Here is a 14,653-nt window from a genome sequence, read left to right as displayed (position 1 = left end):
TCCTTCCCAAGCGTTCTCGAAGCTCATGATGCGGGGTGAAAGCGAGCAGGCGCTACGGGGGGAGTTCCCCATTTGCGCCGTTTCAACGGCTCCATGGCGATCGAGTAGGAGGGGGCGGCTAGCCCCCGTCCTCTCACACCACCGGACATGCGGGTCCGCATCCGGCGGTTCGCCAGGATTGACGAGTCGCTTCATAGCATTCGGTCAGGCTTATCAGCCCCTGGGCACGCCAGTAGGCGTCGCCCAGGGCGCTGTTTAGTGGGCCACCTGCCATCCGCCACGGGCCTTTGCGGCTGTTGGCGAGTTGGTGGACTACCCATTCGGGCAAACCGAGGGCGCGCAACTCCCGAAAGCGCGTGCGTACACGCTTCCACTGCTTCCATACGCATGCTCGCAGCCGACGCTTCAGCCATCCTTCGAGTCTTTCAAAGGCTGACCTGGCATCGGAGAGCGCATAGTACCCAACCCAGCCCCGCAAGTAAGCATTCAGGCGCCGGATTCGGTCCTCCATGCTCTGGCTGCGGTTGCGGTCCGTCAGCGTGCGGAGCTTGTCCTTCACGCGCTTCAGGCTCTTCGGGGCCAGCCGGATGCGCACTCCCCGGTGCTTGTAGAAACTAAACCCGAGGAACTGCCGCTTCCACGGCCGGTCCACTGCGCTCTTCTCCTCGTTGACCTTCAGCCGTAACCGCTCCTGCAGGAAGTGGCGCACGCTCCTGTAGACCCGTTCTCCCGCCCGCTTGCTGCGGACGTAGATGTTGCAGTCATCGGCGTACCGGACGAAGTGGTGCCCGCGGCGCTCCAGCTCCTTGTCGAGGTCATCCAGCAGGATGTTCGCCAGCAGCGGGCTCAGCGGACCGCCCTGCGGCGTCCCTTCCTCCGTCGCCACGACTACCCCGTTCAGCATGACCCCAGCCTGTAAGTACCGCCGGATCAGCCGCAGCACACGCTTATCCGTTACCCGCCGCGCCACGCGGGCCATCAGCACGTCGTGGTTGACCCGGTCGAAGAACTTCTCCAGGTCCATGTCCACGACCCAGTCGTACCCTTCCTCCACGTACTGACGTGCCTTCCTGACCGCATCATGACCCCGCCGCCCCGGCCGAAAGCCGTAGCTGGATTCGGAGAATGTCGGGTCAAAGATCGGCGTCAGTACTTGCAGGAGTGCCTGTTGGATCAGGCGGTCCATCACGGTGGGAATCCCCAGCATCCGCTTGCCGCCGCCCGGTTTCGGGATTTCGACCCGGCGGACTGGCTGCGGTCTGTAGGTCCCCTGGAGCAGTCCCTCACGGATGCGGCTCCACTCCACGCGAATCTGGTCCCGCAGCCGTTCGGTGGGGACACCGTCCACGCCGGGAGCGCCTCCGTTCCGCTCCACCCGTTTCAGGGCGGCCAGCATGTTCTCCCTGGCCACCACCTGCTCCATCAGGTTGCTGTGCTCCCCGCGGGGTAACGTTCCGTCTTGTGCCGGCTGCCCACTCCGCCCTCTCGCCGTCCCTTGCGGCTTCACCGCTACCTCCGGCGAGCAGGTCCCGTTCGGGGTCTTCTGCGTTTGTCGCGGGCTGCTCGAACGCAACGGGTTCACCCCTTTCCTGACGTTCGGCCCTTCCCGGTTGGGGCGTCCCCCTGCCGGTACTATGGCCTTTGCTGACTTCTGCCGGTTCAGCTGCGTCTCCCGACGCAGGTTACCAGCGTTGCTGGCGTTCCCGGCAGATCTCCCCGGGTAAGAACGCTGACCTTCACCCCGCACCCGCCCCATCTACCGCACCGCCCTTTGGCAGCTTCGGGTTTTGCTGTGTTCGGCCAGCTCACCCGAGCGGCACAGCCTCCTATGGGGTTCGTGTTCCTCGGGTCGTGGCTTTGCCTCGGGCTTCCTTCAGATTCCGCCTCACGACGGACACCCTTGCCTTTGGCTAACGGGCTGGTGCTGCCTCGCCCGTAGCGGACTTTCACCGCCAAGTCAGCGCCCATGCCGGGCACACCGACAAAAGGCCTGCCCGAATGCGGGCAGGCCCCTTGGCATCGTTCAGTTTCACATCCGCTCGGGCGCCGAAACCCCCAGGATTCCCAGGGCGTTGGCCAGCACCGTGCGGGTGCAGTCCACCAGCAGCAGGCGGGCCCGGCTGAGCGGCACGTCGTCCGACACCACCCGGCAGCGGCTGTAGAACTGATGGAACAGCGTCGCCAACTCGTTCAGGTAGCGGGGGATGCGGTGCACCTCCCGGGCGTCGGCCGCACCGATGATCTCCTCGGGGAACTCGGCCAGCTTGCGCATCAGCTCCACCTCGGACTCGTCGGCGAGGAGCGCCGTGTCCACCTCCGACGCGGCCGGCACCTCCAGCCCCTGCTCCCTGGCCTGGCGCAGGATGGAGCAGATGCGGGCGTGGGCGTACTGCACGTAGAACACCGGGTTGTCGCTGGACTTCAGGTTGGCCAGGTCGAGGTCGAAATCCATGTGCGTGTCGAGGCTGCGCATCAGGAAGAAGTAGCGGGCGGCATCCACCGAGACCTGCTCCAACAGGTCCTCCAGGGTGACGTAGTTGCCGCGGCGCTTGGACATGCGGAACTCCTGGCCGTCCTTGAAGAGCCGGACCATCTGCGTGAACAGGATCTCCAGCGAGTCCCGGGGGTGGCCCAGGCACTCCACCATCGCCTTCATGCGGCCGAGGTAGCCGTGGTGATCCTGGCCGAGGATGTCGATGAGCGTGGCATAGCCCCGGTCGTACTTGTCCTTGTGGTAGCAGGCGTCGGCGGCGAAGTAGGTGTACTCGCCGTCGGACTTGACCAGCACCCGGTCTTTGTCATCCCCGTAGGCGGTGGTACGCATCCAGACGGCGCCGTCCTTCTCGTAGGCCTCGCCCCTCTCCTTCAGCCACTCCACCAGCCGGGCCGGGGCGCCGGCCTCCCGCAGCGAGCGTTCACTGAACCAGCGGTCGAACTCGACGCCGTAGCTGCGGAGCACCCGCTCGTGGCCGCTGCGGAAGTACTCCGGGGCCCAGCGCTCCAGGAAGGCCAGCCGCTCCTCCTCCGGCTTCTCCAGGAAGTCGGGGTACTGCTCGAGCAGGGCGCGGGCGCAGTCGATCACGTCCTCGCCGGGATAGTAGCCCTCGGGGATCTCGACGGTCGCGCCCCGCAGCTCCTGGGCCCGCAGGTCGACCGTCCGGGCCAGGATCTTCACCTGGTTGCCCGCGTCGTTCACGTAGAACTCGGTGTGGCACTCGTACCCGGCCCAGTTGAGGAGCCGGGCGAGGGACGACCCGAACGCGCCGGCCCGGGCCTGCACCAGCACCATCGGCCCGGTGGGGTTGGCGCTGACGTACTCCAGGAGGATCCGCTGCTTCCCGCCGTGGTCGCTCTTGCCGTAATCGGCCCCCTCGGCCTGGATCGCCGGCAGTACCTGGTGCACCCAGCCCTGGCGCAGCCGCAGGTTGATGAAGCCGGGGCCGGCGATCTCCGCGGACTCGATCCAGGTGCCCTCGGTCTGCAGGTGGTCGACGATCGCCTGCGCGATGACCCGCGGCGCCTTCTTCTCCTGCCGGGCCATGACCATGGCGAGGTTGGTCGCGAAGTCGCCGTGCTCCCGCGCTTTGGGCGTCTCGAGGAAGACCTCAGGGGCCGGACCGACCAGGGCGCCTGCCGCCACGGCCCGGGAGACTGCGTCCGCCAGGGCCTGGCGGATCTCGCTCTTGATCTGCTCTACAATACGCATGCCGTCCGCCCTCCTATGGGTGTCAACAGCTTCTATGTCTCATTCACGCGAACGCCAGGATCGCCTCGCGGATCAGCTTGGCCGCCAGTACCGGCGTCCGGTCGGTCTGGTCCAGCCCGGGCGCCACCTCCACGACGTCGAGCCCCACGACGTTGAGGCCCCGCATGGCCAGCACCGCGTCGATCATCTCCCGGCTGGTGATGCCGCCCGGCTCGGGCGTGCCGGTGCCCGGCGCAAAGGCCGGGTCCATCACGTCGATGTCAATGGTGACGTATACCGGCCGGTCCCCCAGCGTCGGGATGACCTGCCGGAGCGGCTCCAGGACCTGGTGGGGGAACAGGTGGCACCGGCTCGTGCCGAACTCGTACTCCTCCCGGGTGCCGCTGCGGATGCCGAACTGGTACAGGTTCTGCGCAGGCAGGAAGTCCAGGCAGCGGCGCATGACCGTCGCGTGGCTGAGCGGGTTGCCCAGGTAGTCCTCCCGCAGGTCGGCGTGGGCGTCAAACTGAAGCAGCACCAGGTCGTCGCCGTACTTCTCGTAAGCGGCCTTCACCACCGGCAACGTCACCAGGTGCTCGCCGCCCATCATCAGCGAGAGCTTGCCGTCGGCGAAGAGCCGGCGCGCCACCTCCTCGGCCCGGCGCAGGGACTCCTGCACGTCGCCGAAAACGACGGCCACGTCGCCCAGGTCGAAGAAGTTCTTGTCGGTGAGGCTCATGCGGGAGTGGTAGCTGAACTCCTCGATGCCGTAGGAGGCCTCCCGGATGCGGCCGGGGCCGAACCGGGTGCCGGGGCGGTACGAAGTGGTGAAATCCTGACCGATGCCCCAGAGCACCGCCCGGGCGGTGGCGTAGTCGTCGGAGGCCGCCATGAAGTCGGCCAGCCGCTCGATGTGCGGAAAGCCGGGCAGGCTGCGCGGGCTCACGGCTGCTCCTCCTCCGCCTCAGCCTCGGCCAGAATCCGCTGCACGAACACCGGCAGCTGGAACGCGGCCCGGTGTACCTCCGGCGTGTAGTACCTCAGCTCGCCCAGCGTGCCGACCCTCTTCTCGGGCTCGGCCTGCAGCGGATCGTACTTCTTGGACCCCAGGGTGAACGACCATAGCCCCGTCGGGTAGGTGGGCACCGCGCAGGTGTAGAGCCGGGTGATGGGGAACGACTGCCGGATGCCCCGGTACGCCCGCTGGATCACCGGGGCGTTCACCCACGGCGACTCGGTCTGGGCCACCAGAATGCCGTCGTCCTTCAGGCAACGGAAAACCCGTGCGTAGAAGTTGGCCGTGAACAGCCCCTCGCCCGGGCCAATGGGCTCGGAGGAGTCGATGATGACCACGTCGTACTCCGCCTCGTGCTCCTGCACCCACTGGATGCCGTCGGCGATGTGGACGTGCACCTTCGGGTTTCCCGAGAGCGCCACCGCGATCTGCGGGAAGTACTGCTTGCAGCACTCGACGACGCGCTCATCGATCTCCACCAGGTCGACCCGCTCCACCTCCGGGTGACGCGCGGCCTCCCGGGCCATGCCGCCGTCCCCGCCCCCGATGATGAGCACCCGCCGGGGATTCGGATGGGTGCAGAGCGGTACGTGAGCGCCCATCTCGTGGTAGACGAACTCGTCACGGTCGCAGGTCTGGAAGAAGCCATCCAGGGCCATCAGGCGCCCCCACTGTGGCGTCTCCACGACGAGCAGTTCCTGATACGGAGTCTTCTCATGATGCAGGACCCTGGTGGCGCGGACGGAGAGCCGCATATCCTCCGTCTGATTCTCGGTCAGGAACAGTTCCACGGGACTCGGGCTCCTTTCCAGCGCGCAATCGGGGTAAAGTACCGTCAAATTATAGCACAAGCCCCCGCGGGCGGCAAAAGGTCCGCGCGGCCGCGGCGGAATGACAACAGGACCCAGCCCTGCAGGCTGGGTCCACGCTGTCTATTGGCGGAGGGGGTGGGATTCGAACCCACGGTGGCCGTTAAGCCACACCGCTTTTCGAGAGCGGCACCTTAAACCACTCGGACACCCCTCCGGAGCTGGTGGCCGGACTCGAACCGGCGACCTGCTGATTACGAATCAGCTGCTCTACCGGCTGAGCTACACCAGCGAGCAGAAAAGGGAACGGTGGTGCGAGGGCCGGGATTCGAACCCGGGACCTCTCGGTTATCAGCCGAGTGCTCTGGCCTACTGAGCTACCCTCGCATCTGGTGCAGATGGGGAGACTCGAACTCCCACCGGGAGTGGTTACCCGACACGGTCCTGAGCCGTGCGCGTCTGCCAATTCCGCCACATCTGCAAGTCTGGCGGAGGCGACGGGATTCGAACCCGCGATCTCGGCCGTGACAGGGCCGCATGTTAGGCCTCTACACCACGCCTCCGCATATCGGGAAACAAAATTCAGCCGGCGCTTCAGGCGGCACCTGAGCGCCGACCCGCATGTGCGCCTGCTCCTCGGAGCCTCCGGAAGCGGCGTGCGCCGCTTCCGGAGCTACCCTGGTGCGCGGTAGAGGGATCGAACCTCTGACCTCGTGAACGTCAATCACGCGCTCTCCCATCTGAGCTAACCGCGCAGGTACGTGGAGCGGGTTACGAGACTCGAACTCGCGACCTCCACCTTGGCAAGGTGGCGCTCTACCAACTGAGCTAAACCCGCAGGATCTGGTGGGGAGAGGAGGATTCGAACCTCCGAAGCGTTACGCAACTGATTTACAGTCAGCCCCCTTTGACCACTTGGGTATCTCCCCGCCAGTGGTGGCCCAGGCCGGAATCGAACCGGCGACACCGCGATTTTCAGTCGCGTGCTCTACCAACTGAGCTACCGGGCCGTGTAGGAAGCCAGGTGAGGAGCGTGGGCGACGGTGGGCCGCAGACCCGTGTGCCGGGCGACGGGTGGACCGGTCGCCCGGCACCTCAGGCGTTCTGGTAGCGGCGGTTGGATTCGAACCAACGACACTGCGGGTATGAACCGCATGCTCTAACCAGCTGAGCTACGCCGCCACGATCTGGAGCGGGTTACGAGACTCGAACTCGCGACCTCCACCTTGGCAAGGTGGCGCTCTACCAACTGAGCTAAACCCGCAGCTGGCTCCGGCAGTAGGATTCGAACCTACAACCCTCCGGTTAACAGCCGGATGCTCTACCGTTGAGCTATGCCGGAGTGTTCGACCGCGACCCCGGGATGATCCATCGCCGGGGTCGCTTGTCGAGGAAAGAAGTTTGGGCAGCGACCTATTCTCCCCCTTGCGGAGTACCTTCGGCCCTGGAGGGCTTAACTTCCGTGTTCGGAATGGGAACGGGTGATCCCCTCCGGCATCGCCACCCAAAACCTTGGAGGTCTTACCCTCAAAACCACACAGTGAACACACATGTCAGCGAAATCAAGCCCTCGGCCGATTAGTACCGGTCCGCTCCATGCCTTACGGCACTTCCACTCCCGGCCTATCTACCTGGTCATCTTCCAGGGGCCTTACTCCCTTGCGGGATGGGAGATCTCATCTTCGGGCCGGCTTCGCGCTTAGATGCTTTCAGCGCTTATCCGTTCCGGCCATGGCTACCCAGCTGTACCCCTGGCGGGATAACTGGTACACCAGCGGGCCGTCCACCCCGGTCCTCTCGTACTAGGGGCAGATCCCGTCAAATCTCCTCCGCCTGCGATGGATAGGGACCGAACTGTCTCACGACGTTCTGAACCCAGCTCGCGTACCGCTTTAATCGGCGAACAGCCGAACCCTTCGGACCGACTTCAGCCCGAGGATGCGATGAGCCGACATCGAGGTGCCAAACCTCCCCGTCGATGTGGACTCTTGGGGGAGATCAGCCTGTTATCCCCAGGGTAGCTTTTATCCGTTGAGCGACGGCCCTTCCACACGGAACCGCCGGATCACTAAGCCCGTCTTTCGACCCTGCTCGACCTGTCTGTCTCGCAGTCAAGCCCGCTTCTGCCTTTGCACTCCACGGATGATTTCCAACCATCCTGAGCGGACCTTTGGGCGCCTCCGTTACCTTTTAGGAGGCGACCGCCCCAGTCAAACTGCCCACCTGGCACGGTCCACGGCCCCGCTCCAGGGGCCTGTGTTAGAACTTCGATGCTGCGAGGGTGGTATCCCAACGGCGCCTCCACCGAATCTGGCGACCCGGCTTCGCAGGCTCCCACCTATCCTGTACACGCACCACCAAAATCCAATGCCAGGCTACAGTAAAGCTCCATGGGGTCTTTCTGTCCAATCGCAGGTAACCTGCATCTTCACAGGTATTGCAATTTCACCGGGTCCCTCGCCGAGACAGTGCCCAAGTCGTTACGCCATTCGTGCGGGTCGGAACTTACCCGACAAGGAATTTCGCTACCTTAGGACCGTTATAGTTACGGCCGCCGTTTACTGGGGCTTCGGTTCAGAGCTTCGGCCTTGCAGCCTGACCCTTCCCCTTAACCTTCCAGCACCGGGCAGGCGTCAGCCAGTATACGTCGCCTTCCGGCTTAGCACTGACCTGTGTTTGTGGTAAACAGTCGCTTGGGCCTCTCCTCTGCAACCCTCCCCCGCTCTGCGGCGTCTCTCCGCTCACGGTTCGAGGGCCATCCTTCTCCCGAAGTTACGGATGCATTTTGCCGAGTTCCTTAGCGAGGGTTCTCCCGCGCACCTGAGGATTCTCTCCCCGCCTACCTGTGTCGGTTTGCGGTACGGGCACCCCGGGTCTCCCTAGCGGCTTTTCTCGGCAGTGTGGCGTCAGGGGCTTCCCTACTTCATTTCGGTCGGCATCGCGTCTCACGTTTAGCCCGGCGGACTTCCCTACCGGGCCACGCTACCCGCTTACCCCGGCTCAACCAGCGGCCGGGTCCCCCTAGCCTCCTGCGTCCCCGCATCGGTCAAGCGACCCGTAGGTGGTACAGGAATGTCGACCTGTTTCCCATCGCCTACGCCATTCGGCCTCGGCTTAGGTCCCGACTGACCCTGAGCGGACGAGCCTTGCTCAGGAATCCTTAGGCTTTCGGTGGACAGGATTCTCACCTGTCTTTTCGCTACTCATACCGGCATTCTCACTTCCATGCGCTCCAGCCGTCCTTCCGGTCGACCTTCGCCGCACATGGAACGCTCCCCTACCACTGCCCTACGGCAGTCCGCAGCTTCGGTGCTCTGCTTAGCCCCGAGTATTTATGGCGCAGCGTCATTCGACCAGTGAGCTGTTACGCACTCTTTCAATGATGGCTGCTTCTAAGCCAACATCCTGGTTGTCTCTACAACGCCACATCCTTGACCACTTAGCAGAGACTTGGGGACCTTAGCTGGCGGTCTGGGCTGTTTCCCTCTTGACGACGGACCTTAGCGCTCGCCGTCTGACTGCCGGCCATACTTGCTGGCATTCGGAGTTTGACTGGGTTCGGTAACCGATAGGGCCCCTAGCCCAATCAGTGCTCTACCTCCAGCAAGCTTCTCTGCCGACGCTAGCCCTAAAGCTATTTCGGGGAGAACCAGCTATCTCCCGGTTCGTTTGGCTTTTCACCCCTATCCACAGCTCATCCGACAGTTTTTCAACACTGACCGGTTCGGGCCTCCACGAGGTCTTACCCCCGCTTCACCCTGGCCATGGATAGATCACCGGGTTTCGGGTCTACAGCCACTGACTACGCCCTCTTCAGACTCGCTTTCGCTTCGGCTCCGGGCCTGAGGCCCTTAACCATGCCAGTGACCGTAACTCGCCGGTTCATTCTTCAATAGGCACGCACTCACCCACGTACGGGGCTCGTACTGCTTGTAGGCACACGGTTTCAGGGTCTCTTTCACTCCGCTCCCGCGGTGCTTTTCACCTTTCCCTCACGGTACTGGTTCACTATCGGTCGCCAGGCGTATTTAGCCTTGGAGGGTGGTCCCCCCGGATTCCCACGGGATTCCTCGTGTCCCGTGGTACTTGGGATCCGCCAAGCGGTCCTTCACCTTTCGCCTACAGGGCTATTACCTTCTGTGGCCGGCCTTTCCAGACCTGTTCAGCTAGGCTCAGGAGCATCGCTTCATCGGCGTCCCGCAACCCCAGCCCCGGTTACCCGAAACTGGTTTAGGCTCCTCCCCGTTCGCTCGCCGCTACTGAGGGAATCTCGGTTGATTTCTTTTCCTCGCCCTACTGAGATGTTTCAGTTCGGGCGGTGCCCTCCTCACAGCCTATGGATTCAGCTGTGGGTGACTGGCCATTACGCCAGCCGGGTTGCCCCATTCGGAGATCCCCGGATCTACGCCTGCTTGCGGCTCCCCGAGGCTTATCGCAGCTTGCCACGTCCTTCATCGGCGCCTGGCGCCTAGGCATCCGCCGTGTGCCCTTTCCAGCTTGATTTCGCTGTCAGCGCTTCTTGCGCTGTGTGTCCACTGTGCAGTTTTCAAGGTACGACCTTGGGGATTCAAGCGACCGCCTCACAGAGGCGGTCCTCTCGAACCCTCAAAACCAGACAGTGCAGATCGGTCGCCTTGCAAGCCGTCAGCTTGCCTCGACCCGCTTCCGCAGGCCGAGGATCGACCTAGGAGTCCTTCCCCTTTCCGGGGAAGCTGTCTCCTTAGAAAGGAGGTGATCCAGCCGCACCTTCCGATACGGCTACCTTGTTACGACTTCACCCCAGTCACCGGCCCCACCTTCGGCGGCTGCCTCCCTTGCGGGTTAGCTCACCGACTTCGGGTGTTGCCAGCTCCCATGGTGTGACGGGCGGTGTGTACAAGGCCCGGGAACGTATTCACCGCGGCATGCTGATCCGCGATTACTAGCAACTCCGACTTCACGCAGGCGAGTTGCAGCCTGCGATCCGAACTGAGACCGCCTTTTGCGATTCCCTCCCCCTCGCAGGTTCGGCTCGCTCTGTGACGGCCATTGTAGCACGTGTGTAGCCCAGGACATAAGGGGCATGATGATTTGACGTCATCCCCACCTTCCTCCGGTTTGTCACCGGCAGTCTCGCATGAGTGCCCGGCTTTACCCGCTGGCAACATGCGACAGGGGTTGCGCTCGTTGCGGGACTTAACCCAACATCTCACGACACGAGCTGACGACAACCATGCACCACCTGTCTCACCGTTCCTCTCATTAGAGAGGCACTCCCGCATCTCTGCAGGATTCGGTGGATGTCAAGCCCTGGTAAGGTTCTACGCGTTGCTTCGAATTAAACCACATGCTCCGCTGCTTGTGCGGGCCCCCGTCAATTCCTTTGAGTTTCAACCTTGCGGCCGTACTCCCCAGGCGGAGCGCTTAATGCGTTAGCTACTGAACGAGGGGGGTCGATACCCCTCACACATAGCGCTCATCGTTTACGACTAGGACTACCAGGGTATCTAATCCTGTTTGCTCCCCTAGCTTTCGCGCCTCAGCGTCAGTGACTCCCCAGGCAGCCGCCTTCGCCACTGGTGTTCCTCCCGATCTCTACGCATTTCACTGCTACACCGGGAATTCCACTGCCCTCTAGAGCACTCAAGCCCGCCAGTTTCAGAGGCACCCCCGGGGTTGAGCCCCGGTCTTTCACCCCTGACTTAACAGGCCGCCTACACGCCCTTTACGCCCAGTAATTCCGGACAACGCTCGCCCCCTACGTATTACCGCGGCTGCTGGCACGTAGTTTGCCGGGGCTTCCTCGCCTGCTACCGTCAAACCCCGCCCATTTCCTGACAGGGCCCTTCTTCGCAGGCAACAGAGCTTTACAACCCGAAGGCCTTCTTCGCTCACGCGGCGTTGCTGCATCAGCCTTTCGGCCATTGTGCAAAATTCCCGACTGCTGCCTCCCGTAGGAGTCTGGGCCGTGTCTCAGTCCCAGTGTGGCCGGTCGCCCTCTCAGGCCGGCTACCCATCGTCGCCTTGGTGGGCCGTTACCCCGCCAACCAGCTAATGGGCCGCGGACCCCTCCTCTGCCAGCGCCACTGACTCCAGCGCCTTTTCTCCCAAACCCATGCGGGTCCGTGAGCTTATCCGGTATTAGCAGGCCTTTCGGCCTGTTATCCCAGAGCAGAGGGCAGGTTATCCACGTGTTACTCACCCGTCCGCCGCTGGGTCTCAGGGCCGAAGCCCTGAAACCCCGCTCGACTTGCATGTCTTAGGCACGCCGCCAGCGTTCGTCCTGAGCCAGGATCAAACTCTCCGTGGAAAGCTTGATGTTGGCTCCTTGGAATACCGACTCGCTCGGCTTCCCTCTCTGCACTGTCCAGTTTTCAAGGTTCGAGATCCGCCGCGCCACCGAATTCCGGTGGCTGGCAGGGATATATTTTAGCAGACGCCCTGCCCGGCTGTCAACTTGTGAACTCCTGGCAACACGCCTTTTCGTTCACCTCGCAGCCGACAGCGACGACCACTTTACCACGCCCGGCCGACTTGCGCAACCGTGCAAAACCTGTCACACGGACCAGCTTCGCACTGTGCAAGATCGTGCGCCCCGGGCGGGCATTCGTATTCTAGCACGGCCCCCGGTGGACTGGCAAGCGGGTCCGCGTGCTTTCGCGGGGAGCCAGAATTGCCGGCGGAGCGCAAAAAGAGCGGCGGGCGGAGTCCGGACTCCGCCCGCCCTGAAAGGGTTGCACGGCGCACCGTCGGGTGCGCGGGCACAACTTCACTCTAACAGTACGGCGCCATGCGCTCGAGGACCCGCTCGCGGCCGATCAGGTAGATGGTCTCAAAGAGGCCCGGGCTGGCCGTTCGGCCGGTGATGGCGACCCGGATCGGCTGGAAGCTCTCCTTCGGCGTCAGGCCCATTTCCTCCTGGATGGAGCGCACCAGCTGCTCAATGGCCGGCACGCTCCACTCCACCGAGCGCAGCCCCTCGGACACCCGCTGGAAGAAGGGCTTCACCGCCTCGGTGAGGAACTTCCGCGCCGCCTTCTCGTCCATCTCGATCTCATCCTTCAGGAAGATGTCCACGTGCTGCGGGATCTCGGCCAGGGTCTCCACCCGCTCGTGGACCTGGGCCATGACCTCCTTGAACCAGTCCCATCTGGCCCGGGCCTGCTCCTCCGTGCAGAGGCCGGCGCTCACCACGAAGGGCAGGGCCAGCTCCGCGAACTCCTCCAGGCTCTTCTTCCGGATGTAGACCCCGTTCATCCAGTTGAGCTTGTTGCGGTCAAAGACCGACGACGCCTTCGTCACCCGGCTGAGGTCGAACTCGCGGATCAGCTCCTCCTTGGTGAGGAACTCCCGGCCCGACTCGGCGCCGGGCGGCGTCCAGCCCAGGAGGCTCATGAAGTTGAGCATGGCCTCGGGCAGGTACCCCTGCTCCCGGTAGTCGCGAATCGCCGCCTCGCCCTTGCGCTTGGACAGCTTGCCCCGCTCGGGGTTGGTCATGTGGCCGAGGTGACCGAACTCCGGAACCGGGAAGCCCAGGGCCTGGTAGATGAGGATCTGCACCGGCGTGTTGGGGATGTGCCCCTCGCCGCGCAGCACGTGGGTGATGTTCATCGTGACGTCGTCCACGACCACCGCGAAGTTGTACAGCGGCATGCCGTTGGCGCGCATGATGATGAAGTCCCCGATGGAGTCGGTAGGCACCTCGATGGGGCCGCGGACCAGGTCGTTGAACCGGATCACCTCGCCCCGGGGAACCCGGAAGCGCAGCACGGGCTTGCGACCCTCCGCCTCGAAGGCCGCCTGCTGCTCGGGGGTGAGGTCGCGGCAGCGCCCCTTGTACTGGTACGGCCGGCCGGCGGCCTGGGCCTCGCGGCGGTCGGCGTCCTCCTCCTCCTTCGTGCAGTAGCACTTGTACACGTGCCCGCTCTCCAGCAGCTGCTGGGCGTACTTGCGATATAGGTCGAGCCGCTCGGTCTGCCGGTAGGGACCGTACGGGCCGCCGATGTCGGGGCCCTCGTCCCAGTCGATGCCCAGCCACTTCAGATCCTCGAAGATCACCTGCTCCCACTCGGGCCGCGACCGCTCCAGATCGGTGTCCTCAAACCGCAGAATGAACTTCCCGCCGTGGTGTCGGGCGAAAAGCCAGTTGAACAGAGCGGTGTGCACGTTGCCCACGTGGATGGGACCGGTGGGGCTCGGTGCGATGCGTACGCGAACGGTCATCCTGTGCTGTCCCCTCTCCTCGTGAAGTCCTCCGAAAATCAACAAGCCCCGTCCGCTTAGGGACGGGGCTCTGCCCGCGGTACCACCCTAGTTAGGCCTCAGCCTCACTCGGTTCCCGATAACGGCGGGGTGCCGTTCGGCCTACTGGACTGCATCCGGCTGGTTGCACCCGTGCAGCGTTCAGCGCGAAAGCTCCGGGGCCTCTTCAGCGGACGTGGGCGCCGGTTCGCACCAACCCCGGCTCGCTGCAGCTCCACGTGGGCGCCTACTCTTCCCCTTCATGGCCGTCCGATGTCACGGCTGTATTCTAGCGCGCCCCGCTCCCAAAATCAAGCCTGGCTAGATCTCCCGGCGCCCCTCCAGGGCCTTGGCCAGCGTCACCTCGTCGGCGTACTCCAGGTCGCCGCCCATGGGCAGGCCACGGGCGATGCGGGTGACCTTCACGCCCAGCGGCTTGATGTACCGGGCGATGTACATCGCCGTGGTCTCGCCCTCGGTGTTGGGGTTGGTGCACAGGATGACCTCCTGCACCCGCCCGTCGCCCAGGCGGGCCACCAGCTCCTTCACCCGGATGTCGTCAATGCCGATCCCCTCCATCGGGTTCAGGGCGCCGTGGAGCACGTGGTACACCCCGTGGTACTCCCGGGTCTTCTCCATCGCCACGACGTCGCGCGGCTCCTGCACGACGCAGATGGTGCTGTGGTCGCGGCCGTCGTCGGCGCAGATCTGGCAGGGATCCTGGTCGGTCAGGTTGCAGCAGACCGAACAGTACTTCACCTTTGCGCGGGCTTCCACCAGCGTGCGGGCGATCCCCTCGACCACGCTGGGCTCCATGTGGAGGATGTGAAAGGCGAGCCGCTGCGCGGTTTTGGGGCCGATCCCCGGCAGCTTCGTCAGCTCCTCGATCAGGCGGGCGATGGGCTCGGCGTAGTACATGATCTG

Annotated in this window: 6 protein-coding genes, 12 tRNA genes and 3 rRNA genes; all 21 read right to left on the bottom strand. The window is 64.0% G+C overall.

Annotated elements, in window-relative coordinates:
• Positions 1 to 133: 133 nt before the first annotated feature.
• Positions 134 to 1,423, bottom strand: a complete 1,290-nt coding sequence (ltrA, locus tag STH_RS00180; protein ID WP_011194155.1) for a group II intron reverse transcriptase/maturase — start codon at positions 1,421 to 1,423, stop codon at positions 134 to 136.
• A 606-nt stretch (positions 1,424 to 2,029) separates the two neighbouring features.
• Positions 2,030 to 3,706, bottom strand: coding sequence for an arginine--tRNA ligase (argS, locus tag STH_RS00175; protein WP_011194154.1), 1,677 nt, complete (start codon positions 3,704 to 3,706; stop codon positions 2,030 to 2,032).
• 43 nt (positions 3,707 to 3,749) lie between these two features.
• Complete coding sequence (speB, locus tag STH_RS00170; RefSeq protein WP_011194153.1) at positions 3,750 to 4,631, bottom strand: agmatinase; 882 nt, start codon at positions 4,629 to 4,631, stop codon at positions 3,750 to 3,752.
• Positions 4,628 to 5,491 (bottom strand): polyamine aminopropyltransferase, encoded by an 864-nt coding sequence (gene speE, locus STH_RS00165; RefSeq protein WP_011194152.1) that lies wholly within the window; start codon positions 5,489 to 5,491, stop codon positions 4,628 to 4,630. The genes speB and speE overlap by 4 nt, the downstream gene beginning before the upstream one ends.
• Positions 5,492 to 5,636: 145 nt before the next feature.
• Positions 5,637 to 5,726, bottom strand: a tRNA-Ser gene (locus STH_RS00160).
• A gap of 2 nt (positions 5,727 to 5,728) precedes the next feature.
• Positions 5,729 to 5,801 (bottom strand) — tRNA-Thr (locus STH_RS00155).
• Between the two features lie 18 nt (positions 5,802 to 5,819).
• Positions 5,820 to 5,896, bottom strand: a tRNA-Ile gene (locus STH_RS00150).
• A 3-nt stretch (positions 5,897 to 5,899) separates the two neighbouring features.
• A tRNA-Leu gene (locus STH_RS00145) sits at positions 5,900 to 5,990 on the bottom strand.
• Positions 5,991 to 5,995: 5 nt separating this feature from the next.
• A tRNA-Asp gene (locus tag STH_RS00140) sits at positions 5,996 to 6,072 on the bottom strand.
• A gap of 116 nt (positions 6,073 to 6,188) precedes the next feature.
• Positions 6,189 to 6,264, bottom strand: a tRNA-Val gene (locus STH_RS00135).
• Positions 6,265 to 6,271: 7 nt separating this feature from the next.
• Positions 6,272 to 6,347: transfer RNA gene (locus STH_RS00130), tRNA-Gly, on the bottom strand.
• Between the two features lie 6 nt (positions 6,348 to 6,353).
• A tRNA-Tyr gene (locus STH_RS00125) sits at positions 6,354 to 6,438 on the bottom strand.
• Positions 6,439 to 6,443: 5 nt separating this feature from the next.
• Positions 6,444 to 6,519, bottom strand: a tRNA-Phe gene (locus tag STH_RS00120).
• 95 nt (positions 6,520 to 6,614) lie between these two features.
• Positions 6,615 to 6,691, bottom strand: a tRNA-Met gene (locus STH_RS00115).
• Positions 6,692 to 6,697: 6 nt separating this feature from the next.
• Positions 6,698 to 6,773: transfer RNA gene (locus STH_RS00110), tRNA-Gly, on the bottom strand.
• Positions 6,774 to 6,776: 3 nt separating this feature from the next.
• Positions 6,777 to 6,851: transfer RNA gene (locus STH_RS00105), tRNA-Asn, on the bottom strand.
• A 58-nt stretch (positions 6,852 to 6,909) separates the two neighbouring features.
• Positions 6,910 to 7,017 (bottom strand): 5S ribosomal RNA (gene rrf, locus STH_RS00100).
• Between the two features lie 50 nt (positions 7,018 to 7,067).
• Positions 7,068 to 10,012, bottom strand: a 23S ribosomal RNA gene (locus STH_RS00095).
• A gap of 221 nt (positions 10,013 to 10,233) precedes the next feature.
• Positions 10,234 to 11,798: ribosomal RNA gene (locus STH_RS00090) — 16S ribosomal RNA — on the bottom strand.
• The 16S, 23S and 5S rRNA genes sit together here with 12 tRNA genes alongside, the layout of an rRNA operon.
• A gap of 464 nt (positions 11,799 to 12,262) precedes the next feature.
• Positions 12,263 to 13,711: a glutamate--tRNA ligase gene (gene gltX / locus STH_RS00085; protein WP_011194151.1), complete on the bottom strand. Its 1,449-nt coding sequence runs from the start codon at positions 13,709 to 13,711 to the stop codon at positions 12,263 to 12,265.
• Between the two features lie 339 nt (positions 13,712 to 14,050).
• A complete protein-coding gene (recR, locus tag STH_RS00080) occupies positions 14,051 to 14,650 on the bottom strand; it encodes a recombination mediator RecR (RefSeq protein WP_197525216.1) in 600 nt (199 codons plus the stop codon).
• Positions 14,651 to 14,653 lie beyond the last annotated feature (3 nt).

It is taken from the genome of Symbiobacterium thermophilum IAM 14863, assembly GCF_000009905.1.
Lineage (GTDB): Bacteria > Bacillota > Sulfobacillia > Symbiobacteriales > Symbiobacteriaceae > Symbiobacterium > Symbiobacterium thermophilum.
Note: the sequence above shows the minus strand (reverse complement) of the source record. Positions and strands in the feature narration are given on the sequence as shown.

Coding starts and splice junctions, on each gene's coding strand:
- gltX (WP_011194151.1), bottom strand. CDS start 13,711: ATGACCGTTCGCGTACGCATCGCACCGAGCCCCACCGGTCCCATCCAC.
- ltrA (WP_011194155.1), bottom strand. CDS start 1,423: ATGGAGCAGGTGGTGGCCAGGGAGAACATGCTGGCCGCCCTGAAACGG.
- argS (WP_011194154.1), bottom strand. CDS start 3,706: ATGCGTATTGTAGAGCAGATCAAGAGCGAGATCCGCCAGGCCCTGGCG.